The sequence below is a fragment of the Pseudomonas extremaustralis genome, assembly GCF_900102035.1.
In the GTDB taxonomy this organism is placed as follows: domain Bacteria; phylum Pseudomonadota; class Gammaproteobacteria; order Pseudomonadales; family Pseudomonadaceae; genus Aquipseudomonas; species Aquipseudomonas extremaustralis.
On sequence record NZ_LT629689.1, the window covers coordinates 2,203,269 to 2,226,995 of the forward strand.

General features: G+C 62.3%; 23 protein-coding genes and 2 pseudogenes. 4 read left to right on the forward strand and 21 right to left on the reverse strand.

From position 1 onward, the window contains the following. Positions 1 to 85: 85 nt before the first annotated feature. The 7 genes and pseudogenes from BLR63_RS10070 to BLR63_RS10100 form a co-directional block, all read right to left on the reverse strand. Entirely contained in the window at positions 86 to 1,189 is a 1,104-nt protein-coding gene (locus BLR63_RS10070; protein ID WP_042946636.1) for a response regulator, read from the reverse strand. Then, positions 1,182 to 3,989, reverse strand: coding sequence for an ATP-binding protein (locus tag BLR63_RS10075; RefSeq protein ID WP_010564277.1), 2,808 nt, complete (start codon positions 3,987 to 3,989; stop codon positions 1,182 to 1,184). The genes BLR63_RS10070 and BLR63_RS10075 overlap by 8 nt, the downstream gene beginning before the upstream one ends. Positions 3,990 to 4,419: 430 nt before the next feature. Continuing rightward, positions 4,420 to 5,379 carry a quinone oxidoreductase family protein gene (locus BLR63_RS10080; protein WP_010564276.1) on the reverse strand — a complete coding sequence of 320 codons (960 nt, stop codon included), beginning with the start codon at positions 5,377 to 5,379 and terminating at the stop codon, positions 4,420 to 4,422. 30 nt (positions 5,380 to 5,409) lie between these two features. Continuing rightward, entirely contained in the window at positions 5,410 to 5,583 is a 174-nt protein-coding gene (locus BLR63_RS10085) for a DUF1427 family protein (RefSeq protein ID WP_010564275.1), read from the reverse strand. Positions 5,584 to 5,653: 70 nt separating this feature from the next. After that, positions 5,654 to 6,438 (reverse strand): annotated as a pseudogene (locus tag BLR63_RS10090) (AraC family transcriptional regulator). A gap of 106 nt (positions 6,439 to 6,544) precedes the next feature. Next, entirely contained in the window at positions 6,545 to 6,997 is a 453-nt protein-coding gene (locus BLR63_RS10095) for a DMT family transporter (RefSeq protein WP_042946629.1), read from the reverse strand. A gap of 4 nt (positions 6,998 to 7,001) precedes the next feature. Next, entirely contained in the window at positions 7,002 to 7,490 is a 489-nt protein-coding gene (locus tag BLR63_RS10100; RefSeq protein WP_010564272.1) for a DMT family transporter, read from the reverse strand. A gap of 118 nt (positions 7,491 to 7,608) precedes the next feature. Between BLR63_RS10100 and BLR63_RS10105 the strand changes: the two genes are divergently transcribed. Both BLR63_RS10105 and BLR63_RS10110 read left to right on the forward strand, forming a co-directional pair. Continuing rightward, positions 7,609 to 8,541 (forward strand): LysR family transcriptional regulator, encoded by a 933-nt coding sequence (locus BLR63_RS10105; protein WP_010564271.1) that lies wholly within the window; start codon positions 7,609 to 7,611, stop codon positions 8,539 to 8,541. Between the two features lie 126 nt (positions 8,542 to 8,667). Further along, positions 8,668 to 9,012 (forward strand): annotated as a pseudogene (locus BLR63_RS10110) (type II toxin-antitoxin system VapC family toxin); the annotation flags it as partial. Positions 9,013 to 9,065: 53 nt separating this feature from the next. Here BLR63_RS10110 and BLR63_RS10115 read toward each other — a convergent pair. The 4 genes from BLR63_RS10115 to BLR63_RS10130 form a co-directional block, all read right to left on the reverse strand. Further along, positions 9,066 to 10,385: an Nramp family divalent metal transporter gene (locus tag BLR63_RS10115; RefSeq protein ID WP_010564269.1), complete on the reverse strand. Its 1,320-nt coding sequence runs from the start codon at positions 10,383 to 10,385 to the stop codon at positions 9,066 to 9,068. Between the two features lie 41 nt (positions 10,386 to 10,426). After that, a complete protein-coding gene (locus BLR63_RS10120; RefSeq protein ID WP_010564268.1) occupies positions 10,427 to 11,980 on the reverse strand; it encodes a DUF726 domain-containing protein in 1,554 nt (517 codons plus the stop codon). 143 nt (positions 11,981 to 12,123) lie between these two features. Then, positions 12,124 to 12,429, reverse strand: coding sequence for an XRE family transcriptional regulator (locus tag BLR63_RS10125; protein WP_010564267.1), 306 nt, complete (start codon positions 12,427 to 12,429; stop codon positions 12,124 to 12,126). Next, on the reverse strand, positions 12,422 to 12,787 hold the full coding sequence (locus BLR63_RS10130; RefSeq protein ID WP_010564266.1) for a type II toxin-antitoxin system RelE/ParE family toxin: 366 nt from the start codon (positions 12,785 to 12,787) through the stop codon (positions 12,422 to 12,424). The genes BLR63_RS10125 and BLR63_RS10130 overlap by 8 nt, the downstream gene beginning before the upstream one ends. Positions 12,788 to 13,034: 247 nt before the next feature. On the opposite strand from BLR63_RS10130, the gene BLR63_RS10135 reads away from it, so the two are divergent. Together BLR63_RS10135 and BLR63_RS10140 are read left to right on the forward strand one after the other, a co-directional pair. After that, positions 13,035 to 14,843 carry a monovalent cation:proton antiporter-2 (CPA2) family protein gene (locus BLR63_RS10135; RefSeq protein ID WP_010564265.1) on the forward strand — a complete coding sequence of 603 codons (1,809 nt, stop codon included), beginning with the start codon at positions 13,035 to 13,037 and terminating at the stop codon, positions 14,841 to 14,843. 72 nt (positions 14,844 to 14,915) lie between these two features. Beyond that, positions 14,916 to 15,470 (forward strand): DcrB/PsbP domain-containing protein, encoded by a 555-nt coding sequence (locus BLR63_RS10140; protein WP_010564264.1) that lies wholly within the window; start codon positions 14,916 to 14,918, stop codon positions 15,468 to 15,470. Between the two features lie 79 nt (positions 15,471 to 15,549). Here BLR63_RS10140 and BLR63_RS10145 read toward each other — a convergent pair whose 3' ends face one another. From BLR63_RS10145 to BLR63_RS10190, 10 genes are all read right to left on the reverse strand, one after another. Beyond that, positions 15,550 to 16,269 (reverse strand): alpha/beta hydrolase, encoded by a 720-nt coding sequence (locus BLR63_RS10145; RefSeq protein WP_010564263.1) that lies wholly within the window; start codon positions 16,267 to 16,269, stop codon positions 15,550 to 15,552. A gap of 11 nt (positions 16,270 to 16,280) precedes the next feature. After that, positions 16,281 to 17,036 carry a precorrin-6A synthase (deacetylating) gene (gene cobF, locus BLR63_RS10150; protein WP_010564262.1) on the reverse strand — a complete coding sequence of 252 codons (756 nt, stop codon included), beginning with the start codon at positions 17,034 to 17,036 and terminating at the stop codon, positions 16,281 to 16,283. Positions 17,037 to 17,081: 45 nt separating this feature from the next. Then, entirely contained in the window at positions 17,082 to 17,636 is a 555-nt protein-coding gene (locus BLR63_RS10155) for a histidine phosphatase family protein (RefSeq protein WP_010564261.1), read from the reverse strand. Between the two features lie 97 nt (positions 17,637 to 17,733). Further along, complete coding sequence (locus BLR63_RS10160) at positions 17,734 to 18,711, reverse strand: LysR family transcriptional regulator (RefSeq protein ID WP_010564260.1); 978 nt, start codon at positions 18,709 to 18,711, stop codon at positions 17,734 to 17,736. A 51-nt stretch (positions 18,712 to 18,762) separates the two neighbouring features. Beyond that, entirely contained in the window at positions 18,763 to 19,710 is a 948-nt protein-coding gene (locus tag BLR63_RS10165) for a peptidylprolyl isomerase (protein WP_042946625.1), read from the reverse strand. Then, positions 19,707 to 20,177 (reverse strand): YbjN domain-containing protein, encoded by a 471-nt coding sequence (locus BLR63_RS10170; RefSeq protein WP_010564258.1) that lies wholly within the window; start codon positions 20,175 to 20,177, stop codon positions 19,707 to 19,709. Before BLR63_RS10170 ends, BLR63_RS10165 begins: the two co-directional genes overlap by 4 nt. A gap of 20 nt (positions 20,178 to 20,197) precedes the next feature. After that, on the reverse strand, positions 20,198 to 20,824 hold the full coding sequence (locus BLR63_RS10175) for a hypothetical protein (RefSeq protein ID WP_010564257.1): 627 nt from the start codon (positions 20,822 to 20,824) through the stop codon (positions 20,198 to 20,200). Positions 20,825 to 20,842: 18 nt separating this feature from the next. Beyond that, complete coding sequence (locus BLR63_RS10180; RefSeq protein WP_010564256.1) at positions 20,843 to 22,543, reverse strand: putative porin; 1,701 nt, start codon at positions 22,541 to 22,543, stop codon at positions 20,843 to 20,845. A gap of 44 nt (positions 22,544 to 22,587) precedes the next feature. Then, on the reverse strand, positions 22,588 to 23,292 hold the full coding sequence (locus BLR63_RS10185; RefSeq protein WP_010564255.1) for an energy transducer TonB family protein: 705 nt from the start codon (positions 23,290 to 23,292) through the stop codon (positions 22,588 to 22,590). A 3-nt stretch (positions 23,293 to 23,295) separates the two neighbouring features. Then, a complete protein-coding gene (locus BLR63_RS10190; protein ID WP_010564254.1) occupies positions 23,296 to 23,721 on the reverse strand; it encodes an ExbD/TolR family protein in 426 nt (141 codons plus the stop codon). Positions 23,722 to 23,727: the final 6 nt, after the last annotated feature.

Genomic DNA, 23,727 nt, shown 5'->3' on the forward strand with positions numbered 1-23,727 from the left:
GCACTGTTTTTTCACACTTTTTTCACGCCACATATTATTCAGGCGTTATAACTTCGGCGCCCCCTCCTTTTTTGCCATACGCGACTCAGGCCGCCGGGTCTGCGCGAAGATTATCGCGAGCCCGCGCGGCACGATGAGCGGCATCTTCTTCGATAAGTCGCTCTATCGCGGCAAAACAACGGCTCATGATGGTGACCAGCGTCGGATCGAAATGCCGGCCCGACTGCTCCAGGATATAAGCCTGCGCACGCTCGGGGCTCCAGGCACTTTTGTAAGGGCGATCCATGCGCAATGCATCATAGACATCGCACAACGCGACGATCCGCGCAGAGAGTGGAATCGCCTCGCCCGACAAGCCTCTGGGATAGCCGCCGCCCTCCCACTTTTCATGATGGTTATAAGCAATTTCCGCCGCCATATCGGTGAGGTCGGTGGAGTGTTCGTCCTTCAGGATGGCGTGCCCTATGCTCGGGTGCTCCATCATTTGTTGGCGCTCCTCGGGCGTTAATGTGCCTTCTTTGAGCAGAATGCGATCAGGAATGCCGATTTTTCCCAAGTCATGCATGGGGGCCGCCATGAGAATCAGGTCACACCATTGCTGGGGCATACCGATCGCCTCCGCCATCAGGCAGGCGGTCTTGCCGATACGCAGCACATGGTCGCCGGTTTCGTCATCGCGATAGCAGGCGGCGCGACTCAGGGCCCTGATCATGGCGCAAAAACTGTCTTGCAACTGAAGGGTGCGCTCAAGCACCCGTTGTTCAAGCTCTTTGTTCAGGTCCTGCAGTTGCCCGGTCGCATGGGACAGGCGCAGGGCATTGCGCATCCTGAGGATCAGCTCGGGCAAATCCAGGGGTTTGGTCAGGTAGTCATTGGCGCCCAGTTCCAGGCCCAGGCGACGACTCTGCGGCTCGCTCAATGCCGTCAGGATGATCACCGGCGAGCGCGAGCGATCGCGTCCGCTGAGCTGGCGCAAAATCTCAAAACCATCGGGTGCAGGCATATCCAGATCCAACAGCAGCAAATCCCATGGCTGTTCTTTCAGCCAGGCCAGGCCGGTGGCTGAGTCGGCAAAACTCTTGACCTCGCGCAACCCGAAGGCTTTCAGGCTTGACTCGAGCAAGCGCAGATTGGCGGCGACATCGTCGATGATCACAATCCTGACATCAGCGGGAATATCTCTAAACATTCGGCTTCTCCACTTGCAACATCGCGTGAATCAGTTCGCGCAGCTCATTGGGCTCCAACGGTTGCTTGAGCACCGCTTGAAACTCGCACCCCAGCGTCGCGATCATCCTGGGGGACGTGCACAGCAGAATCAGCGGGATCTGATCGCCTCCCGCCACGCGCCGTAGCGCGTATAACGCATCGACCAAGTCATCGCCCAGGGCATCGCAATCAATCAACATGATGTCCGGGGCGGTGTCGCTCTGTAGCTGCGCCAGGCAGTGCGAAAGCAGCCCGTGACTCAGTTGCACCAGGCCCGCCAAGCTGTGTTCGAGGCAGCGCAGGGTGGCTTCGTCATTGCCCACGAAGCACAGGGATAACAAGCGCTTGCGAACGGCTGGCGCGGAATTGCCTTCGGGGAGATCGACCCAGAAGCGGCTGCCGACCCCCGACTCACTGACCAGGCCCATGCTGCCGTTCATCAACGTCGCAAGCTCGCGGCACAAGGCAAGACCGATACCGGTGCCCTGGATGGCGGTGTTCTCCTGGCCCAGCCGCTGGAACGGCTCGAACAAGGCGCCCTGCAACTCGGCGGATATACCCGCCCCGCCGTCCTCGACAAACAGTTCGACGCGCCCCTCGCCCCCCAGTACCGCGCCCATGAGCAGCCTGCCGTGGGGACGGTTGTACTTGATGGCGTTGGACAGCAGATTCAACAGAATCTGGCGCAGGCGTCGAGCGTCGGCCAGCACGCTCAGGGCCGGCGAAGTGATCTGCAATTGAAGATCCAGGCCCGCCGCTTCGGCTTGGGAACGGACCATTTCGGCACATTCGCGCATCAGCCCGTTGACCTCCAGGACACGCATCTGCAAGCGCGGGGTCTCGGCCTGCAAACTCGACCAGTCCAGCAAGTCATCGACCAAATGGGCCAGGTGCTGGCTGGCCGCGAGGATTTCATCCAGGGACTTGGCGTCCTCCTGATCATCGGTCGTTTGCAAACGCAGCAGTTGGGCAAACCCGTGAATGGAGTTCAGCGGTGTGCGCAATTCGTGGCTCATGCTGGAGATGAAGCGCGACTTGGCCTTGCTGACGCCTTGCGCCTCCAGGGTGCGCCGGCGTAAATCCTCTTCGACCTGTTTGAGCGTGTCGATATCGACAAAGGTACCGGCAGCCAGGCTCACCTTTTGGTCGGGGGCATCGATCAAGCGCCCTCGACACAGAAACCAGATAGAGGAGCCGTCGGGCCGCAATAACCGTAGCTCCAAATCGATAACCGACGCGCTGCCGGATCGCAGCGCCTCCAGGGCCAGGTCCAGTGCCGAAACATCCTCCCTGTCGACATGCTCATAAAAGCGTGGACGCTCCAGCAGGGTGGCCGGTACGCCAAAACGCTTGCAGAACTCTTCGCTCAACGACAGGCAGTCCGTATCGAGGCGGTACTCCCAAAGCCCGGCCGTCACACTTTCAACCACCAGGTTCAAACGGCTCTGAGCGTTGTTGCGGCGTATCTCACTGAACGACAGTTGAGCGCCCATGGCGAGCACACTGCCCGCCATTTCATCCAGCTCGTGGATAGTGGATCGGGCGCGCACGGGGAACCACTGGCCATTACCGATCTCCCCCAGCATCGCACCGATATCGCGGATGGGCCGCCGCAGGCTATGGCTCAATTTGCGTGCCCGCACCCACATGTAGGTGAAAAAGGCCAGGTAAAACATCACCAGGCCGGCAATCATCAGATAGCCGATATTGCGGTAATGGCTGGCCAAACTGTTCGTGGCCGCCATGACGTCTTCCTCATCAGCGACAGCCAACAGTCGCCAGCCCGCAGGTTGCACCTCGGCCCAGGAAATCAGATGGGTTCGCCCCCTGAGGACGATTTCGCTGCTGCCGCGAGGGTGCTGTGCGAGCGCCGCGGCCAACTCGCGGGTGTCACGTGCCTTCTTGAGGTCCAGCCCTTCGGCCTTGACCTCGCCGCCGCTCGACAGGTTCGAGGTGGCGGGAAGGCTCAACGCGTGCACGTCGAAATCGTGTTCGGCTTCGGGCGATAACACCATGATTTTCATATCATCACTGACCAGAATCAGATAACCGCCCCAAGGCACCTTGAGCGTGGAGATATCTTTCAGCAGGTCACCGACGGTGATATCCACCCCCACCACACCTTCGAGAAAGTCCTGGCGATAAACGGGTGCGATAGCCGACATCATCCAGCCATGCCCCGCCGGATCAAGATAAACATCGGTCCAGCGCACCCCGCGCGTGGGGTTATGCTCGGCATCGGCCAGGTAATAAAAGTTATAACTGGGTATCGCTATATTCGACGGATACTGCGCGTTGGTCTGAATCCACGGGTAAATCCGGTTGTAGCTGTCCCAACTGTTGAAATAAACACTGGCGATCATCGGCTCACGCTCTTTGAGCCCACGCATCAAGGGATCGAGGGTTGATAACTTCCCGACTTTAACCAGGTCGCGTTTATCGGCGGGGGTGATCGAAGAATAAAAAGAGGCCGCCCCGCCGGTGTCTTTTTCACTAAAAAGCGCGCCTTCGGGGGTAGAACGCAATGTTTCGTCGGAGGAAGCCGCCGCGCCGAGAAGTGCATGGGCGGTCATGTCAGCGAACAGTTGGGTGACACCGGCAATATGGGTTAACTGATCCCGAATGATCCGGCTGTTCTGCTCGGCGGTTGCTGCCAGGCTGTCAACGGCACTGCGTTCCAGATAATCGACTTGGGATTCGCGAATGGCTTGATTGGTCAGTAAGTAGCAAGCTATCAGTATTGTCTCTACCAGCACCAACGGGATTAATGCACTTTGCATAAACCCACGCCAGATCCACTGACGCAGTCCTATTTGAGAAGGGCTTTCATTCAAGTTAATGCTCCCGCGAATGGCACCCGCTGTTTTTTGAATAATGGCAAAGTGACTGCAAAAAACGATAGCTTATCCAACAAGCGCTTTCCATACGTTTTATGCAGCCCACATCAACGAAAGTATTCAAAGAATCGCAGACCCTTGTTTTAGGGCGCTCGGTGCCGAAAACACTGTTGCATTCGACTAAAGTCCAGAAGAAATAACTTGCTAATTCGCGGTCGCTATCCAGCAAATAAAGTTGCAATAACAAGCACATTGAAAACAGTAAGTTAGTTGGCCTGTGCCATTGAAGAGTGCCACTCCGCCAAAATTCCCTCGTCGCCTCAGGAGGACTGGTCCAGGGCGACGAAGGAGAAGCTGATGCTGATCGCGGGGATCAAGGCAGGAAGATGATCTTGTCCGCAGTGCCTTGATTCACCTCTTCATAACACTGCAAGCCCTCGGCCAGCGCCACTTCGCGCAGGCCGGTGGGCAGCGGCAGCGAGCCCTCATCGAAGAAGCGTCCGAACTGTTCCAGCATCACCGCGCATTGCTCGCAGTTGTAGAGCAACGAGTTGATCCCCACCACCGAACCGCCCTTGCGGTACAGGGCCAGGGCCGGCAGTTGGACGTGGCCGTCCGCCGGGGCGGCGATGATTGCGATGCGACCGAACGGCGCCAGGCCTGCCACCGCCGCCGGCAGCCAGAAGCCGGTGGTGTCGAAGATCACGTCGGCGCCGCCCTTGAACACGGCATTGACCTGCGCCCCCAGCTCTTGCGGCGTGCCCAGGGCTATCGCGTCGATACCCTGAGCCCGCAACACTTCAACCTGATCAGCCCTGCGCACCGCCGCCAACACCTGGGCGCCGCGGATTTTCGCCAAGGCCAAGGCCGCGCTGCCGACCGCACCATTGGCGCCAATCACCAGCAACCGCGTGCCTTGCCCCACACCGCTGCGCTCCAGCGCGTCCCAGGCGGTGGTGTACGGCACGCCGAGGCTGGCGGCCTGGGCGAAACTCAGCAGAGCCGGTTTAGGCGCTACGCCCTTGGCCGACACGCTGAGGTACTGGGCGTGGGAACCGTCGGCGAAAAAGCCCAGGTCGCGACCGGTGCCCCAGACGGCCTGGCCCACCAACGCCTGCGGGCCCTCCACGACGACGCCGGCGAAGTCGCGGCCGGGAATGCGCGGCAAGGTGGTGTAGGGAAAACGGCCGAGGACGTTCTTCACGTCGCTGGGGTTCAAACCCGCTGCCTTGATCTGTACCAGCACCTCACCGGCGGCCGGCACCGGGGTGGCGACGTCGACGAAGCTCAGGGCGGCGAGATCGCCGGTGGCGGAAAATTGCAGTGCTTTCATAGCCAATATCCATCGGAGGGAAATAAGGGATCAGGACAACCAACCACTGACCAGCTGCCGCCCCATGGGCCAGAGCTTTTCGCCGAGCAGCATGCCCATCAGGCCGACCAGGGCGATGGCCGGCGGGGCGGGCGAGCGGAAGTCCAAGGCGCCGTAGATCACGCCGACAAACAGACCGATAGCCAGGGAAATCAGATAATTCATGGGAGTGGGCACCTGATGGGTCGATGGGCCAAGTGTAGAGAGCCCCTTCCCACGGCATCGGCCAAGTGCTTCAGGATTTCGGCCAACCCCTCAACCGCTGTATTGCGAGGGCGCCACGCCCAGCTCACGGCGGAACATATCGCTGAAGCTGCTGGGCGAATACCCGAGGGCGCGGGCAATACCGCTGACGGACTGGCCCTGGATCAACGCCGCCACCGCCGTGGCCAATTGCACCTGCCGGCGCCATTCGGCGAAACCCATGCCCAGGTTGTTCTGGAACAGCCGCGCCAGGGTGCGCACGCTGGCCCCCGCAGCTTCGGCATGTTGCTCGAAAGGAATCGCCAGGGACGGCGCGGCCATGACCGCCTGGCACGCGCTGGTCAGTCGGCGGTCGGCGTCCACCGGCATGGCGATGCGGATCTGCGAGCGGCGCGCCCGTTGCAACTCCAGCAACGCCAGGCCGACCACCGCGTCGTAATACCCCGCGTCAGCGCCGTCGCCCTGCTCCACCAGCGTGACGATCAGCTCGCGCAGCAACCCACCGACGTCGATCACTTGCACCTGGCTGTCCAAGGTCGCGGCCAAGGCCGGGCGCAGGTAGATGTTGCGCATCTGCAAATCCGACACCACACGAATCCCATGTTCCACCCCCGGCGGCAGCCACACGGCCCGTTGGGGTGGCACCACCAGGGCTTCCCGGGGCGTTTCGACCCACATGACCCCGCTCATGGCGTAGAGCAATTGGCCCCAGTCGTGGCTGTGGGGTTCGACATACCAACCGCGCGGGTACGTGCGCGCCAAGGGTTGCACGGGGACGGCGTGATCACTGAGGTCGGGGGGCGCAGCCAGGGCCATGGGGGTGTACATCAGTCAAGGACGGGTCGCCATGGTAATCAGCGCGGCGCGACAATCCGAGTGATTTTTCAGCAGCCGCAGCGATCACTGGCCGAGGTTCAAACCGTCAGTCGGCGCGTGTATTGCTGCGGTACATGAACACCAGCGCCAGGGCCAGACAGGCCATCGCCACGATACGGCTGCCCGACAGTTCGATCGCCGGGTTGCCCAGCCAGCCGAAGTTGTCGATCAGCATGCCCATGCCCAATTGCCCGACGATCACCGCCACGGTGGCGACCGCCGTACCGACCACCGGCACCGCGCCAACCATCACCAGCATGTACACCACGCCGAACAAGGCGCCGGTCAACTGCCATTTGGGCACGTCCAGCAGGCTCACGGCCTGGGCCGGTTCAAAGAAGAAAATCAGCAATGCCGTGACGAGCGCGCCCACCGCAAAGGTCAGCAAGCTGCTGCGCAATACGCCCACCGTCTGGCCCAAACGCCCGTTGATGGCTGCCTGCACACTCAAGACCGCACCTGCGGCGATCACTAAACCCAACAACATCATCACATTCATCGTCTTAACCCCGCGCAATCAGAACAAGTGCCGCCACAATCAACGCCAGTGCAATCCAGCGCTCGCCATTCACGCGTTTGCGCGCCGTGCCGAACCAGCCGAAATGGTCGATCAGCACGCTCTTGCCCACCTGCCCGGACAAGATCGCGATCATCGTCATGGCAATGCCGATATGCGGCGTGGCCAAGGTCAGCACCACCACGTACATCGGCCCCAGGAACCCACCGATCAACTGCCAGCGCGGCAGGTCGGTCAGCGCCGGGCCTTTTTGCGGGCCGCTGAACAGCAGCAGCAGAACCAGAATCGCCGTACCGACGCCAAAGATGCTCAACGTCGCCCATAAATGCCCCACCTGCACACCCAGCGGCCCGAGCAGACCGGCCTCCACCGACAGGCCCATGCCGGCCAGGATCACCAGCGGCAACAACAGCAGCCGGAGCAGGTTTTTTTTCGGCGTAGCCTGGGCTACACCCGCGATAGAACTGGCCTGCATACATCACCTGCGCGTCAATAAAGGATTGAATGGCGCGCATTATCCGGTGGCCGCGCTGTGCGATAAATGGGAGCATGCGGACAACACTTTTGCGCATTACGCACAGCCTGGAGACCGCATGCAGGGTTTGAATGAATTGAGCTTCAAGGCGCTGCGCCTGTTCGTCGCCGTGCTGGACCTGGGCAGTTTCTCCGAAGTGGCGCGTCGTGAAGGCCTGGCGCCCTCCTCGATCTCGCGACAAATCCAGCTGATGGAACAGGCCCTCGGCCAGCAATTGCTCTATCGCCACACCCGTGCGGTCAGCCCCACCGAAGCCGGGCGCCTGCTGGGGCGGCACGCACGGGTGATGCTGGAACAACTGGAAGCCGCTGGCCAGGCCCTGCAGGAACAGGAAAGCGAACCCAGCGGCCTGGTGCGCATCAACGCGCCGATGGTGTTCGGCCAGCGTCACCTGTCGCCGTGGCTGGGCGAGTTGTGCCGGCGGTACCCGAAGCTGCAATTGGATATCCAGCAGACCGACACCTACGTCGACCCGCTGCAAGACGGCACCGACCTGCTGTTCCGCATCGGCGTGCTCAACGACTCCAGCATGCAGGCACGTATCTTCGCGCCCCAGCGCTTTCGCCTCGCCGCCAGCCCCGCCTACCTGGCCCGACACGGCACGCCCCGCCACCCTGAAGAACTGCTCCAGCATCAGTGCCTGGCCTACAAGGGCATCACCGGCCAACAGCGCTGGTTCTTCCGCAAAGGCCAGGGCGAGTGGACACCCTACAGCGTCAAGGGCCCGATCACCGGCAACCACGCCGACACCCTGACCGACGCCGCCGAACAAGGCCTGGGGTTCGTGGTATTCCCGTCCTGGTTGATCGGCGAAAGCCTGCGCGCGGGCACCTTGCAGGCGGTGCTGAGCGACTATGAGGTGGCGACCACGCTCGAACCGCAGCAGATCGCGGCGTTGTGGCCGGGCAGCCGCCGGTTGTCACTGAAGGTGCGCACGGTGATCGACTACTTCGTGGCGTGTTTCGGGGAGGTGCCGTATTGGGATCGATGAGCGACGCAGCGCCGGGGCGAGGGAAAATTCCTTATTGAAAAACGTAGGGCCGTTCTGATGTTACGGGCCAGTATTTGCGGGCACGGCAGGCTGCGGCAGACTCCGACGCACTCTTTTTTTGGAGAAATGCCATGGAAGTCACGTACCCCAAAAATCCCGCGATTGACGGACGACCCCAGGCCATCGAGCAAAGCCCGGAAGCTGATTGAACAGGCCGCGGATATTTACATCAGCGCTGCAACATTCTGGGAGATGGCGATCAAGGTCAGCCTGGGGAAATTCACGGTCGACCTGGATGAAATTCGTGAGTCCTGCCTGGAAAGCGGATTTGTCGAACGGCCCATCACCTCGGAACATGCCATTGCGGTAAAGGATCTCGAGCACCATCACAAGGCCCCGTTCGATCGGCTCATCGTGGCGACGGCCATGAGCGAACCAATGAAACTGTTGACGGCCGATCCACAGCTCGCGCACTCCCCCCCTGGCGATCCTGGTTTAGCGCCCCCGCAATCACACGCCTTGGGTCAAAACACCCACTGCCCGATCAGCCACGCATTCGCGCCACTGATCAGCGCAAACAGAAACCACGCCAACACTTGCGTATGCAGCCGGTTGACGAATGGCCCCATCAGTTGCTTGTCGCCGGTCATGCGGATCAGCGGGTACAGCGCAAACGGCAACTGCAGGCTGAGCACGACCTGGCTGAGGACCAGCAGCTTGCCGATGGCGGCATCGCCCATCAGCCACACCCCCATGAACGCCGGGATCAGCGCCAGCCCGCGGGTGATCAGGCGCCGTTGCCAACAGGGAATGCGCAGGTCCAGGTAGCCCTCCATGATCACTTGTCCGGCGATGGTGCCGGTGAAGGTCGAGCTTTGCCCGGACGCCAGCAAAGCGACGCCGAACAGGATGCTGGCAAACGCGCCGCCCACCAGCGGGTCGAGCAGGTGGTAGGCGTCCTGGATATCGACCACATCGCTGTGGCCGGTGTTGTGGAAGGCGGCGGCGGCAAGTATCAGGATCGCAGCGTTGACCAGCAGCGCCAGGGCCAGGGAGCCGATGGTGTCGATACGGGCCAGCTTGACCGCGTCCTGCTTGCTGGCGAGGTCCTTGCCGATCAGCCGGGTTTGCACGATCGAGCTGTGCAGGTAAAGGTTATGGGGCATCACCGTCGCGCCAAGGATGCCGATGGCCAGGTACAGCGGTGCGGCATCGCTGATGGCCGACAGCGACGGCGTGAAGCCGCTGAATACGTCCGGCCAGTAAGGTTTGATCAGCACCAGTTCGATGAAGAAACACACGCCGATGGTTGCCACCAGCGCCAGCATGATCGCTTCAAGACGCCGGAAACCCCGGTTTTGCAGGGCCAGCACCAACAGGGTATCGAAGGCGGTGATGACAATGCCGGTGGTCAGCGAGACCCCCAGCAGCAAATGAAACGCCAGGGCGCAACCGAGCACTTCGGCCAGGTCAGTGGCAATGATGGAGATTTCCGCCAGTGCCCACTGGGTACGTGCGGAGCGCAGGCTGTAGCGCTCGCGACACAGTTGCGCCAAGTCCTTGCCGGTGGCGATGCCCAGCCGCGAGCACAGGCACTGCACCACCATCCCCGCCAGACTGGCCAGCAACACCACGAACAACAAGCTGTAGCCGTAGCGTGACCCGGCCTCAATGGCCGTGGCCCAGTTGCCGGGGTCCATGTAGCCGATGGAAATCAGCAGGCCGGGGCCGGCGAACATCAGAATGCGTTTGAAGAACGACGCCTTGGGATCAACGACGACGGAACCGGCCACTTCCGGCGGGCAAAATGGAGCGGTAGGAATTTTTGGCAGGCTGAATTTCACGCGGGATACCAGGCAAACACACAAGACAGGCCCGCAGCTTATCAGTCGGACGCGACCGTGCGCATCACCGTGTCCCGAGGCAGGTCAAACGCTTGCGCTACTTGCACCACCAGGTCCATCTCCTGGTTCTGGGCTTCGCGTTCCATGCGCTGGCGAATCAGCCCGACCACCAACACCGCCAGCGTAGTGATCGAGTATGCCGGCCCGGAAAACGCCCGCACCCCGGTCACCAACAGCATTGCGGCGGCCAACGCCTGGCCGACCACCGGAATCGCCGTGGCCGCGCCACGGCGCAGGACAAACCCGGTCAACCCCGCCAGCGCGGTGCCGCTCAGCGCAGCCGTGGCGGATCGGCCGACATCGAAGCGACTGAGCACACGTTGCTCTTTTTGCGCGGCCGCCTTGAGTTCAGCATCGAATACCTGGCGATCGGCGCAACTGAGCTTGTCCTTGTACTGCTCGATGAGTTTTTCCGCGACCTGGGTTTCAAGCTCGGCCAGCGCCACGTCTTCAAGGGGCTGGTCAAACTTGATCCCTAGCCGCTGCGCCACCTCTTCGGCGATCTGGCGATAACTCACGCCGTGCCCACGGGCCAGGTTCATGAAGCTGTCGCCGCCCATGCGCTGCAACTCGATGGCCAGCTTGAGCGGCTCGCGCACCGTGGCGTCAATCGAGGCACTGCGCTTTTGCGCCATCAATTCGGCAAGGAACTTCAACTCCTCGGGTCGCGCCTGCACCAGGGCCGGGAACAGGTCCGCGTCGTCTTCGGCAAAGCGCACCTCGCTGCTGCGCTGGTCGGCGCGGATCATGCCGCGCCGCTCGTGCAACAGGTCGGTGTACTGCACCACCGTCTGCAACTGCGGCCAATAGGCGGCGTGATCGAAGGTGGCCAGGTGCACATTGCTGACCTTGGCCTTGAGCGCCGGCGTCACCGGGATCGCATACCGGCCGATGCAACGCTCGGTGTCCGGCTTCAGGGCCAGGGCCCAGTCCTTGCTCGAGTGGCAGTTGATCACCCGCCCCTTGAGCGGCGCCGACACCTCATCCCACGGGCTCGACGTACAGATCGCGCCGCCCATCAACAGCAGGTTGTCCAACGGCAGCTCGCGAGCGGTCTCGGGGCTGGCCAGCAAGCTCTTGACCAGAATCCGCGCGCCCAGGGAGTGCCCGATCAGGTTGATACGCCGTACCTCAAGGGACTCACCGCGCAGGTAGCCGGCCAGTTCCGGCAGCAGGCTCTTGGCGACCTCGTCCACCCGCGCCTCGACGCTTTTGTAGTGATCGAGGAAATAGGCGATCGCCTTGCCCACCCCCACGGTCGCCGCACCGAGGCCACCACCGCCGAGCATCGACGCGATGACATCCTTGAACGGCGCAAACAGGTTTTCCAGGAAGTGCCCCGCCGGCCAGAACAGCATCAGGTTGGTCGAGCCTTCGATAGCGGCCAACTGTTGCTTGAAGTTGCCCAGTTGCTGCCGGTTAAAGAACGCCGAATAACCGTGCACATAGAGATTGAGCACATCGCCCTGGGGCTCGCCGCACAGTATGAACGTGGGCTTGCGGGTGCGGTGCATTTCATCCCACTGGTGCTGCATGGGGCGGTGACTCCTAGTGACGAGGGACGGCGATAGTAACAAAGGGTGAGCGACAGGAAGGTGAATCCTGACCGGCGTGGCGGGTGCGAAGGTCGCCCAGGCAGAAAAACGCCCGGCAACCAGGCCGAGCGCGGGCAAACCCCTCAAACAGCGAAATTGTCGATCTTGACCTGGCCATCGGGAAACGTCGCGATGATTTCCAGCTCGCCCCCCATTGCACGGATGTAGTCGCGCAACGTGCTGATGTACATGTCGGTGCGCCGCTCCATCTTGGAGACCGCCGCCTGGTTGATATTCAACCGTTTGGCCAGATTCTCCTGGCTCAGTTGCTGCGCCTTGCGCAGCTCATGCAGCGGCATTTCCTTCAGGTGTTGCTGGAGCAACTGCCCGGCTTCGGCGCGCGCCTTTGGTGTCATGCGCGCTTGAAGTTCAGCGAATTTCTTAGCCATGGGTACGGCCCTCTTTACGCAATGTCTGCAAATGTATGTCGTATAGTTTTTCTGCCACTGGCACATATTCCTCATACCATCGGCGCTGTCCGGTTTTATCAGCACCGATCAGCAATAACGCGCATCGTCGTGGATCAAATGCATACAGCACCCGGAAAGGACGCCCCGCGTGCTGTATGCGCAGTTCCCTCAGTTGACCGTGCCGCGCGCCCTTGATGTCACTGGTGTGGGGAAAGCGCAGGCCCGGCCCGAAAAGGCCCAGGAGATCAACACTGGCAGACACCGAAACCTGCTCATTTTCGTCCAATTGCTCCCACCAGGCGCCGAATTCATCCGTGTACTCAATTTCCCAATTCATGCAAATATGCCATCCGTGGAATATAAACTCAAGAGCATAAAACCTAGCTGACGGAGGTCGTGATCTGCCACCTGCCACCGCCGGAAAATTGTTTGCTCATCCTTCCACCAGCACCGCAAAAACCTGTAGCCCGTAACAGGCAATGCCCTTCACGCGTGAACCACGCTGCAAAAACACAATTATCGACCGGTAAAAAGCGCTCTAATACCCGCCTGTTGATTGGCTTTAAAGATTCTGGAGTTCGCAAATGCCCCATGAAGGCAACTTGTTACAAGCAGCCGTGGTGTTCCTGCTCGCCGCGGTGTTGACCGTGCCCCTGGCCAAGCGCCTGCAATTGGGCGCGGTGCTCGGCTATCTGTTCGCCGGCGTGATCATCGGCCCGTCGGTATTGGGCCTGATCGGTAATCCGCAAAGCGTGGCGCAGTTCTCCGAGCTGGGCGTGGTGCTGCTGCTGTTCATCATCGGCCTGGAGCTGTCGCCCAAACGTTTATGGGTGATGCGCAAGGCAGTATTTGGCGTCGGCCTGGCCCAGGTGCTGCTCACCGGGTTGATCATCGGCGTGGTGGCGCTATGGCTGTTTGGCCAGTCGTGGAACAGTGCCATCGTGTTGGGCCTGGGCCTGGCGCTGTCGTCCACCGCGTTTGGCCTGCAAAGCCTGGCCGAGCGCAAGGAGCTGAACCAGCCCCACGGGCGCCTGGCGTTTGCGATCCTGCTGTTCCAGGACATCGCGGCGATCCCGCTGATTGCCATGGTGCCGTTGCTGGCCGGCAGCGATCACCCCACCAATGAAGCCCAGGGCCTGCAGCATGTGTTGCAGATCCTCGGCAGCATCGCCGTGGTGATCATCGGCGGGCGCTACATGTTGCGGCCGGTGTTTCGTGTGGTCGCCAAGACCGGCCTGCGCGAAGTGTCCACCGCCACCGCCTTGCTGGTGGTGATCGGCACCGCCTGGCTGATGGAGCTGGTGGGCGTGTCCATGGCCCTCGGCGCGTTCCTCGCCGGCCTGCTGCTGGCGGACTCGGAGTACCGCCACGAACTGGAATCCCAGATCGAGCCGTTCAAGGGCCTGTTGCTGGGGCTGTTTTTCATCAGCGTGGGCATGGGCGCCAACCTCGGCCTGCTGCTCAGCTCGCCGCTGATCGTGATCGGCCTGACCCTGCTGTTGATCGGCTTGAAGCTGCCGTTGCTGTACGCGGTCGGTCGATGGGTGAGTGACCTCAATCGCGAAAGCGCCCTGCGCCTGGGCGTGGTACTGGCGGCCGGCGGTGAGTTCGCGTTTGTAGTGTTCAAGATCGGCCGCGATCAGGGCCTGTTCGAACCCCATCTCTATGATGTGCTGGTGCTGACCATCACCCTGTCCATGGCCCTCACCCCGCTGCTGCTGTTGGTGTGCCCGAAGCTGTTCAAGCCAAAGGTCAAAACCGTGGAAGTGCCGGAGGAATACCGCACCTTCGAGAGCGATGCACCGCGCGTGGTGATCGCCGGCATGGGCCGTATGGGCCAGATCGTGGCGCGGATCCTGCGCGCGCAAAACATCTCGTTCATCGCCCTGGACACCTCGGTGGAAACCATCGAACTGACCCGTAGCTTCGGCGGCATGCCGGTGTTCTACGGCGACCCGCAACGTCCGGAGATCCTCCACGCGGCCAAGGTCGACCGGGCGGAATTCTTCGTCATCGCCATGGACGACCCGGAGATCAACATCAAGACCGCCGAGTTGGTGCGCAACCTCTACCCGCATATGCAGATCATCGCCCGCGCGCGCAACCGCCAGCACGTACACCGCCTGGTGGACCTGGATGCCTCACCGGTTCGCGAAACCTTCTACTCCAGCCTGGAAATGAGCCGCCGCACCCTGGTGGGCCTGGGGTTGAGCCAGGCCCAGGCCGACGCCCGCATCACCCGCTTCAAGAACCACGACCTACAACTGCTCGCCGCCCAACACGCGGTGTACGACGACGCGGCCAAGGTCATGCAGACCGCCCAGGAAGCCCGTGCGGAATTGGCACGGCTGTTTGAGATGGATCGACTTGAGGAAGAGTCCGACAAGGTGTAATGCCGTGGATGAACGATATTGCGATTTTTCTGACAGAATACGCCGCAATTTCGTTCATCCCTGGAGCGCTTCATGGCCACTTTCACCAAGACCGCAGTCCTGTTGGCCCTTGCGCTCGCCGCCGGCAGCGTGTTCGCCGCCGCCAAGCCGAGCACGCAAACCATCTCCACCTTGGGCGGCAAGTTCACCTTCAGTCTGCCCAAGGCCTACACCGCCGACACCTTGCCAGCAGGCAAGGCTGAAGATGGCACCGCCGACACCCAAGGCACGATGTATGCGAACCAGACCACGAAAAGTGTGGTGATCGTCGCCGAAACCGTGCGTAACGACGGGGTCACGATCAAGGACAACGACGCACAGTTCCTCGATGGCGCCGTGGCCGGTTTCATCAAGGACCAGAGCGCCGCCCTGCCCGACTTCAAAAAACAGGGCGAGAAAAAACTGACGTTCAAGGGACTGGGCCTGCGCCAAGTAGACAGCACCGCCACCCAGGGCGGAGGCAAGACGCTGAACTCCACCTTCCTCGGCGGCTCGGGCAATCACCTGCTGGTGATCCAGGCGATCTCGCGGGCCGATGATGTGAAGGGGCATGCCGAGCTGGTCAAGCAGATTACCGGCGGCCAATAACCCGGTTCATTGATGAGCGGGTGAGTTGGCTGAATTACCGTTATCGGGAGCAAGCCCCCTCCCACATGGGCATGGGGGGTTATCTCAGATGGGTTTGCAGCCAGGTGTTGAGGTCTCGTATTTCCAGTTCGCTGATGGTGTGGGTCATGCCTGGATAGGTATGAAACGTCGGCTTCAATCCCAACCCCACGAGCACCTCGTTCGCCTGCGTCGCCGAGGCATACGGCAGCGCTTGGTCGAGGGTGCCGTGGCCGATAAAAATCGCCAGCTTGTCCAGGCGCGGGTCCGGTTTTAGCTCGGCCTTGAGCACCGGCAACACGCTGCCACTCAACGCGGCAATCCCCCGCACCAATTGCGGCTGACGCAGCGCCACTTCGTAGGACATGATCGCGCCCTGGCTGAACCCCACCAGGAACACCCGGTCGCTACGGGTGTGGTACTTGGCGGTGGCCTGGGTCACGAAGTCTTCGATCAACCTCGCGCTGCTCTGCAAATCGGCGCTCACCCCGTCGTAATCACCGTCGCCGGGGGTCTTGGTAAACCAGCGATAACCCTGGGAGTCCACCGCCATCGGCGCGCGGGCCGACAGGTACGTCCAGTTGGAGGGCAGCGCGTCCTTGATGCCGAACAGGTCTTGCTCATTGCTGCCAAACCCGTGCAGGAAAATCACCAGCGGCTGGTTGCGCGCATCGCCCTGGGTCTGTTCCAGGTACGACAACGGCAAGTCAGTGTGCAAGGTGGCATCGGCCTGGGCCGCGCCGGCCACCAGGGTCAGCATCAGGGCAAACAGTTTGAGCATGGGACGTGACCTCAAGGTTTGCGCAATAAATAGGTGTCCATGATCCAGCCATTCTCCAGGCGCGCGGCCTTGCGCACCCGTTCGATCTGTTCGGCCACCTCGCTGACCTTGCCGCTGATGAGGATTTCATCCGGCGTGCCCAGGTAGGCCCCCCAGTAAATATCCAGATCCCGGTCGGCCACATTGCGGTAGGAATCTTCGGCGTCGAGCATCACCACCAGGGTATCGGCATCACTCGCCTGCCCCGCCGCCAGGCGGCGTCCGGTGGTGATTTCGATGGACTTGCCGATACGGTTCAGCGCCACCTTATGCTGGGCCGCCAGGGCCTGCACGCTGGTGATGCCGGGGATTACCTCGAACTCGAAGACGCAGCGGCCACTGGCCAGGATCGCCTGCAGGATACGAATGGTGCTGTCATACAGCGCAGGGTCGCCCCAGGCCAGGAAAGCGCCCACTTCACCGTCGGCCATTTCCTCGTTGATCATGCGCTCGAAGGTCTGCTGCTTGTCGCGGTTGAGGTCTTGCACCGCAGTGGTGTAGTCGATATCGCCGCGCACGCGCTCAGGGCAATCGGCCTCGACGAAGCGATAACCGGGCTCGGTGATGTAGGTTTCGCAGATCTGGCGGCGCAGGTCGATCAGCTTGTCCTTGCTCTGGCCCTTGTCCATCAGGAAAAACACGTCGGTGCGGTTCAGCGCTTTCACGGCCTGCATCGTGATGTAGTCAGGGTTGCCGGCGCCAATGCCGATGATCAGGATGCGTTTCATGGGGTGCTCTCATTGCGGGGCGTGGATTTTGCCATGTTCGGGCGCTCAGGCGTGAGTTTCCAGGCGCAGGCGCCATACGCGGTTGAAGCGCAGCTCGGTGGCGGACAGGGGCTCGACGTCGATGCGGTAGAACATCGAGAGCGGGAACTGCATGACGTACAGCAACGCAGCGCGAATCACAAAGGGGTGGGTGATGGCCACGATGTGCCCCGGTTGGGTCTCGAGGGTTTTCATCCACTGCGCCACCCGCGCGCACATCTGGTCGACCGACTCGCCGCCGTGGGGCGCACTGGCGCTATCCGTGAGCCAGGTATGCAACTCATCGCTATCGAGGCGACCGATGTCCACGCCTTTCCAATGCCCGAAATCGCCGTCGCGCAGGGCCTCTTCAATTTCCGCTTCCCCCGCGTACAAAGCCGCCGTCTGCCGCGCCCGCGCCTCCGGCGCGCACAACAGACGCGGCTGTTTCGGGTAGCGATCGGCCAGGGATAACGCCGCGTTTTGCCAGTCCATGGCCACCGATTCGTCATCGGGAAAACGCCCCTGTTTTTGCAGGGGCGTAACGGCATGGCAGATAAGGGTCAAACGGGTGGCTTGCATCGTGGGTCGCAGCTACGCAGAGGTCGAGGCCACCAAGACTGGCGCAGTTGGCCTCATGACGCAACGCCCTCGCCCATCCGGCGAGCACGCGGGCGTATCAATCAAACCACTCCCGCCGCTCCTCGAACGTACCGACGATCAGCTCGACAATCATCTGCACCGCGTCGGCATGCTCGACCTGGGCATTGACCGCCAGCCAGACCTGGCGCTGCATGCTGTCGGCCAGCAATCCCGGCAAGGCCACCAAGCCTCGGTCGAAGCTGCTCATGTAGTGCGGCAGCAGGCCGATGCAGGCGCCGCAGCGGATCATCTCCAGCATCAGCGAATAGGCCTGCACCTGCACCACTGCGGCCAGGCGTTGTTCCACGACCCGGTTCCAGGGCTGCAAGGCGTTGACCTGGGCGTCGGGTTGCCATTGCACCAACATGTAGTCATCCAGGTCGTCCACGCTGTCCGGGCGGGTGGTCAGCCGCGAATAGCGCTTGGCGATGTGTGGCAAGTAGCACAGGCGGGCCAGGGGGCGCGGGGCTTCGGTGATAAAGCTCGGTCCGGGCGTGGGGCCTTCGGCGTCCGACAGCCACAGCACCACATCGACGTCCACCGCTTGCAGGGACAGCTGGCCGTCGAGGGAAATGATCTCCAGGCGCACGCTGGCGTTGCGACGCAGCAAGGCGATCAGGTCGCGGCCGAGGATGTCATGCAAGATCGGCTCGGCCACGGCCAGGCGGATCAGCGGTTGTTCCAATACGGGCAGGCGCCGCTCATGGGCCAGGGCGATCAGTTGGGCCTGCAAGTGCTGGCCGTCGCGACTGAGCACCAAGCCGCTGCCCTGGTAACTGAACAGCACATGGCGCACTTGCTGCTCCAACTGCGCCAGGCGCTTGCGCAGCAAGGTCGCCTTGATATTCAGGCTGCGCGCGGCCTGCATGAAACAGCCGCAGCGCGCACTCACGAGGAAATAGTGCGCCACCTCCGGGTCGATCTCATGGGCCAGGGCCGACCATGAACGGCGCGACTCGGAAGGTGCGCGGTAGGCAGCGGGGCCCTGTGGGCCGGACGGTTCCAGTAATGCCATGTGGGACTCCCTGTCTTATCGTTGTGTGCATCCAATGCGGTTCGGCGCGTATCACTCCAGCACTTTGTTCAGCTCCGCGCCGTCGATGCTCAAGGTCGCGGTGTTGAGCATGCCTTCCAGATAGGCCTTGGCGATCTGCTCCTGACGCTGGGCGCGCAGGGCCTGGGTCAAGCGTTCGCGCAGTTCGTCGAGGGTGGCGGTACGCGCCGGTTGCTGGGCGGTGAGCTTGAGCACATGGAAGCCGGCCGCGCTTTGCACCGCGTCCGAGACCGCGCCGACCTTGAGCCGAGAAACCGCGCCGCGCACCTCCGGCACCAGTTGCTGCAACGGCTGCAACCCCGAATCGCCACCTCGGGCGGCGGTGTCCGGGTCCTGGGAAAACTGCGTGGCCAACGCGGCGAAATCCCCCGGCGCGGCCTGGGCCCGACGACTCAGGTCCTGGGCCTGGCGACGCACCGCGTCGAGGTTTTGCGGGTCATTGACCGCGAGGAAAATCTGGCTGACCCGGTACAGCGGCGGCGTCACCCATTGCGCCTTGCCACTGTCGTAGGCCTGTTGCAGTTCGGCGGCGCTGGGGTAATCGGCCGGCACCTGGCTGACCGACAGCATGTAGTCGCGAAACACGATCTGCTCAGCGGCGGCGCGGGTCTGTTGCTCCACTTCCGGGCGTTGCCGCCAGCCCTGGGCGTCGGCCTGTTCGAGCACGGCCTTTTGCGCCAGGCGCGAGCGCAGCCAGGTTTCCAGGGCGCCACGGTTGGCGCGCAGTTGTTCGCGGGATTCGGCCGGCAGGCTGGCCAGCACGCTTTTCAGCTCCGCCAGGTCGATCTGTTGATTGCCCAGGCGCGCCACCGCCGGGCCGGCAGACGCGGGTGCGGGAGGCGGCATCGGTGTCGGTTGCTGGGCCGCGACCGGGTCGCTGCCGGGGCGCAGGCTCAGCGCCACGGCCACGACCAGCACGGCCAGTGCACCCGCGCCGAGCATCAGGGTTGGCTTCTTCACAGGACCGGCGCCTCTTCGTCAACCGCAGCGGCGGCCTGGGCCTGCAATTGCGCGGCCTGCTGGCTGTACTCACGCAGGTAGACGATGAATTCCTGCAGCAAACGGTCCCACAATTCCAGCTGGCTGCGCAGGTGCGAGGCGCCGACACCGGCCACCACCACGTCCATTTCCATCAGCAAGAACTCGCCCTGCTGCGACAACCGGGCAAAGCGGCGCGACGCATTCCACACCTGGGTCAAGCCTTCGGGCAATTGGCCCTGGACCCGCAGCGCACAGCTGTAGGTGAAATCTACATAGCCGTCCTGCTCGGGGGACGGGTTGCCGAAGCGCACGGCAAAGCCAATGCCCTGGCTGGCACTGAGCAATTGCACGATGCCGTTCTGTTCGCTCGGGTTGACCCGGTAGCCGGCGTCTTGCAGCAAGTCGGTGAGGCTCTGGACAGTCACGCGGGTGATCAATTCGTTCATGGTCTGTGCTTCCTTGTCGATCAATGGTTGGCGCCCGCCTGGGGCGCATCGAAACGGGTCTTGTACAAATCGTCGCCAAAGCCTTGGGCCAGTTCCTCGAACTTGACCCGCGCACCGCTGGCGAAGGGCTGGCGAATACTCATCACCTCGGCCACGTCGATTTTTTCGTAGGCCGCGAGCAACTGCTGGGCCACGCCGTACATCTGTTGATTCTTGGCTGAACATTGCTGCACTTGTGTGTCACGTTCGCTCAGTTGCGCCTGCAAACGGGCACGCTCGGCTTCTTTGGCCTTGGCCAGCACCAGCAACTCCTCATAGGCCTTCTTGAACTTGCCGATCTGCTCGTTGCTCGCCGCCACCTGGGCCTGCGCCTGGCTGTGCAGGCTCTGTTGCTGGCCGGCCAGTTGCTCGGCGGTGCCACGGGCTTTTTCCAGCTCGGCGCTCAACTGCTTGATCTGGGCCTGGGCCTGCTTGGCCTGGGTTTCGGCGGCCAGGCGTGCAGCGCTGGCCTGGGCCTGTTCGCTTTGCAGGGCCTGCAATTGCTGGGTGGTGCTGCGCAGTTGCGTGCGCAGGCGTTCCTCCATGCCTTCGGCCGATGCGCCGCTGGCTACCAGCAGCAGTAACAGCCCGCAGATTCGCGTGTTCATGTGGCATCCCCCTGCGCATCAAAAGCGCGTGTTCAGTTCCAGTTGCATCACATCGACTTCGAACGGCTGGCCATACACTTCGGACGCGCTCAACCAACGCGCACTGGCGTAGATGTTCTTGTCGATGCCGTAGTTGCCGCCAATGAAGTAGCCCTTGGCGTTGGTGCCGCCCAAGTGATACGAGGAGTCGTTGAAGCCATCGGGCAAGGCGTCGGGCTGGATGTACTTGTAGCCAGCCAACACGTTCCAGTCGCCGCGCTTGTGCATCTCCAGCGCGCTGCCGAGGGTGAAGGACACCATCATTGCGTTGCCGCCACTTTCAAACTCGCCCTGGCTGTTGATGTTGGTGACGATCTGGCCTTCGCTGCGCCGGAGCATCTCGCCCTTGTCGTAGGCCAGGTTGCGGATGAAGTTGGCGTGGCTGCGCAGCTTGAGGTCGCTTGGCAGTTCGGTGTCCCAGACCAGGTTGAGGTCCAGCACATCGAACTTGGACGCCAGGCCCACGAACTGCGGGTCGGGTGTCTTGGTAGGATCTTTCGGGTCGGTGGTGTTGTTGCGCAGGTTGAACACGGTGTTGCCTTTTTGCATGAAGGCCACGCGCGTGCCGTCGGTGTCGCAGCCGGCCTCGCCCTTCCAGGGCGAGCAAGGGCTGGAACGCTCGCCTTCGATGTCCTTGAACTGGTAGTAGGCGCCGGCGAGTTTGACGCGGTTGCTGCGATTGATAGTCCAGTCAGCCCCCACCTGCCCGCCAAACAGCCATTTGGTTTTGCTGTCTTCCTTGTCGATGCCATTGGTGGTGGCGGTGTCGGAGGTGTACTCGATCGGGAAGGCGCCGAGGGTACCGAACAGGCCCCACTCGTTGTTGAGGCGGTGGTTGAAGACCGCGGCCACGCCGTCGAAGTTGAGTTCTTTGGAATACATCATGTCGGTGGAATAGAACGGGTTGCCCATGCGCCCGCCGGTCAACGTCATGTAGTCGGTGGTTTTCCAGCTCAGGTAACCCTGGTCGAGCCAGATGTCCTTTTTGCCGAAGCCGCCGCCCAGGGTCTGGGTGGTGGACACCGGGTTGTTGTCGGAGCCGGTGGCGATGCGAACGCCAGCGGTCCATTCCGGCGAGATCACCGCTTTCATGCCCAGGCGCGCCCGCAGGCGGAACAGGTTTTCGCGGTCCTCGCGGGTGTTGAGCAAGGGTGGAAACTGGCTGTTGGAGTTTTTGTTGACGTCGTACGGGCCGGTGCTATTGACCTTGGCAAAGTCCGTGATGTTGTTGCTGTTGTTGCCCGAAAAGTAGCGCGACTCGTCACGCAAGCGCAGATCGCCATCGAAGCTGATGCGCGAGATCCAGTCGGGAAAGGTATTGGGCTGCGCCCAGTTTTCCTTCTTCGCGGTGGACATCACCTCGGCTTTCACCTGATCGCGGATCTGATCGCGCACCGCTTGCGGCACGTACTGCACGCGCACGTCGCCCGGCGCTGCGGTCGGGCCAGCGGCGACCGCCGGCGCGGCATTGGCCTGGCGCGCCTGCTGGGCTTCTTTTTCCGCCTGGGCGATCAGCCCATTGGCGGTGTCCTGGGTCAGCACGCCTTGCTGCACCAACAGGCGGATCAGGTTGACGGTGACGTTTTCCGAGGGGGCGACCGGGGCTGCCGTCGCCTGGCCGACCAGGGTCGCGATGACCATGCCGACCGCCAGGGTCAGTCGATTCACGGGGGAAATCATGTGTACGCAACTCCTGTAAAAAAACTGCGAAAAATTAGGTGGGTTCATTCCGGGCGTCGGCCCTTGAGGGACAGGCGTACCGGCAGCGTCACGGAGGCCGGGACGCGTTGCGTGGCGTGGGGCATGCGCAAGGCCGCCAGCACTTGGGCGTCGGTCTCGGCGTCGCCGCTGGACTTGGCCAACTCCACACGCGTGACCTGGCCTTCGGCGTTCAACCACACATCCGCCTGTACCGCGTAGGCCTTCTTGCGCAACTCCGGGTCGTCCCGCAAAAGGCGCTGAAACACGCCGGCCAGGTACTGCTTGTAAGTGCCGGCGCCGAGGCCGCCGCCGCCGGAACCGGCCATGCCGCCGCCCTTGCCCGCGCCGATGTTGAAACCGTCGTTACCGGACTGGGCATCGCCGTCGATCTGCATCGGGTTGGCCAGGTCGTCGGCCGGCGAAGGCGGTGCTTCTTCCGCCGGCTTGACCTCCTCGGGTTCGGGCGTGGGCACCGGCTCCGGGACTTTTTCCTCGACCTGGGGCTCGGGCTCCTTGGGTTTTTCCGGCGGCGGTGGCGGCGGTGGCGGCAACGGGATAATCGTCGGCACTTTCGGCGCTTCGCGGCGTACACCACTCATGTCATTGGCCCATTGCCAGAGCAACCAGGCCGCCACGGCGCCCAGCAGCAGGCCGGCGCCCCACTTCAACGGGCGCAACGGCGGTTTGTTTTTCACGGGCAACGGCGGCATCGGGATCTGTGCGGTCATGGCTCAACCCTGGCTCGGTTTGCCGGTGACCAGCCCGACCTGGGACAGCTCCAGCCGGCGCAACAGGTCGAGGACCTCGATCACCTTCTGGTACTGCACCATGGCGTCGCCGCGCACGATCACCGGAAAGTCCGGGTTCAGCGCTTTCTCGATGCGCAGGCGCTCTTCCAGCTCGCCGAGGGTCACCGGATAAGCGTCGAGGAACACCTGGCCGCCGTCATTCACGGAGATGGCCTTGGTCTTGGCCTGCGACAGCGACACCGAGGCGCTGGCCTTGGGCAAGTGAATCTGAATACCCGACACCTGGGCCGTGGCGGTGAGGATGAACATCACCAGCACCACCATCAGCACGTCCACCAGGGGCGTGATGTTGATGCTGTCGACGGCGGCATCGTCGTCATCGTCGTGGGAGGCATTTACGGAAGCCATGGCGAT

Excerpts from the sequence above, each read along its gene's own strand:
- BLR63_RS10105 (WP_010564271.1), top strand. The coding sequence starts at position 7,609 with ATGCAGGGTTTGAATGAATTGAGCTTCAAGGCGCTGCGCCTGTTCGTC.
- BLR63_RS10100 (WP_010564272.1), bottom strand. The coding sequence starts at position 7,490 with ATGCAGGCCAGTTCTATCGCGGGTGTAGCCCAGGCTACGCCGAAAAAA.
- BLR63_RS10085 (WP_010564275.1), bottom strand. The coding sequence starts at position 5,583 with ATGAATTATCTGATTTCCCTGGCTATCGGTCTGTTTGTCGGCGTGATC.
- BLR63_RS10175 (WP_010564257.1), bottom strand. The coding sequence starts at position 20,824 with ATGAACACGCGAATCTGCGGGCTGTTACTGCTGCTGGTAGCCAGCGGC.
- BLR63_RS10160 (WP_010564260.1), bottom strand. The coding sequence starts at position 18,711 with ATGGCATTACTGGAACCGTCCGGCCCACAGGGCCCCGCTGCCTACCGC.
- BLR63_RS10170 (WP_010564258.1), bottom strand. The coding sequence starts at position 20,177 with ATGAACGAATTGATCACCCGCGTGACTGTCCAGAGCCTCACCGACTTG.
- BLR63_RS10125 (WP_010564267.1), bottom strand. The coding sequence starts at position 12,429 with ATGGCTAAGAAATTCGCTGAACTTCAAGCGCGCATGACACCAAAGGCG.
- BLR63_RS10185 (WP_010564255.1), bottom strand. The coding sequence starts at position 23,292 with ATGACCGCACAGATCCCGATGCCGCCGTTGCCCGTGAAAAACAAACCG.
- BLR63_RS10095 (WP_042946629.1), bottom strand. The coding sequence starts at position 6,997 with ATGAATGTGATGATGTTGTTGGGTTTAGTGATCGCCGCAGGTGCGGTC.
- BLR63_RS10140 (WP_010564264.1), top strand. The coding sequence starts at position 14,916 with ATGGCCACTTTCACCAAGACCGCAGTCCTGTTGGCCCTTGCGCTCGCC.
- BLR63_RS10130 (WP_010564266.1), bottom strand. The coding sequence starts at position 12,787 with ATGAATTGGGAAATTGAGTACACGGATGAATTCGGCGCCTGGTGGGAG.
- cobF (WP_010564262.1), bottom strand. The coding sequence starts at position 17,036 with ATGAAACGCATCCTGATCATCGGCATTGGCGCCGGCAACCCTGACTAC.
- BLR63_RS10120 (WP_010564268.1), bottom strand. The coding sequence starts at position 11,980 with ATGCAGCACCAGTGGGATGAAATGCACCGCACCCGCAAGCCCACGTTC.
- BLR63_RS10135 (WP_010564265.1), top strand. The coding sequence starts at position 13,035 with ATGCCCCATGAAGGCAACTTGTTACAAGCAGCCGTGGTGTTCCTGCTC.
- BLR63_RS10070 (WP_042946636.1), bottom strand. The coding sequence starts at position 1,189 with ATGTTTAGAGATATTCCCGCTGATGTCAGGATTGTGATCATCGACGAT.
- BLR63_RS10145 (WP_010564263.1), bottom strand. The coding sequence starts at position 16,269 with ATGCTCAAACTGTTTGCCCTGATGCTGACCCTGGTGGCCGGCGCGGCC.
- BLR63_RS10180 (WP_010564256.1), bottom strand. The coding sequence starts at position 22,543 with ATGATTTCCCCCGTGAATCGACTGACCCTGGCGGTCGGCATGGTCATC.
- BLR63_RS10075 (WP_010564277.1), bottom strand. The coding sequence starts at position 3,989 with ATGCAAAGTGCATTAATCCCGTTGGTGCTGGTAGAGACAATACTGATA.
- BLR63_RS10155 (WP_010564261.1), bottom strand. The coding sequence starts at position 17,636 with ATGCAAGCCACCCGTTTGACCCTTATCTGCCATGCCGTTACGCCCCTG.
- BLR63_RS10080 (WP_010564276.1), bottom strand. The coding sequence starts at position 5,379 with ATGAAAGCACTGCAATTTTCCGCCACCGGCGATCTCGCCGCCCTGAGC.
- BLR63_RS10190 (WP_010564254.1), bottom strand. The coding sequence starts at position 23,721 with ATGGCTTCCGTAAATGCCTCCCACGACGATGACGACGATGCCGCCGTC.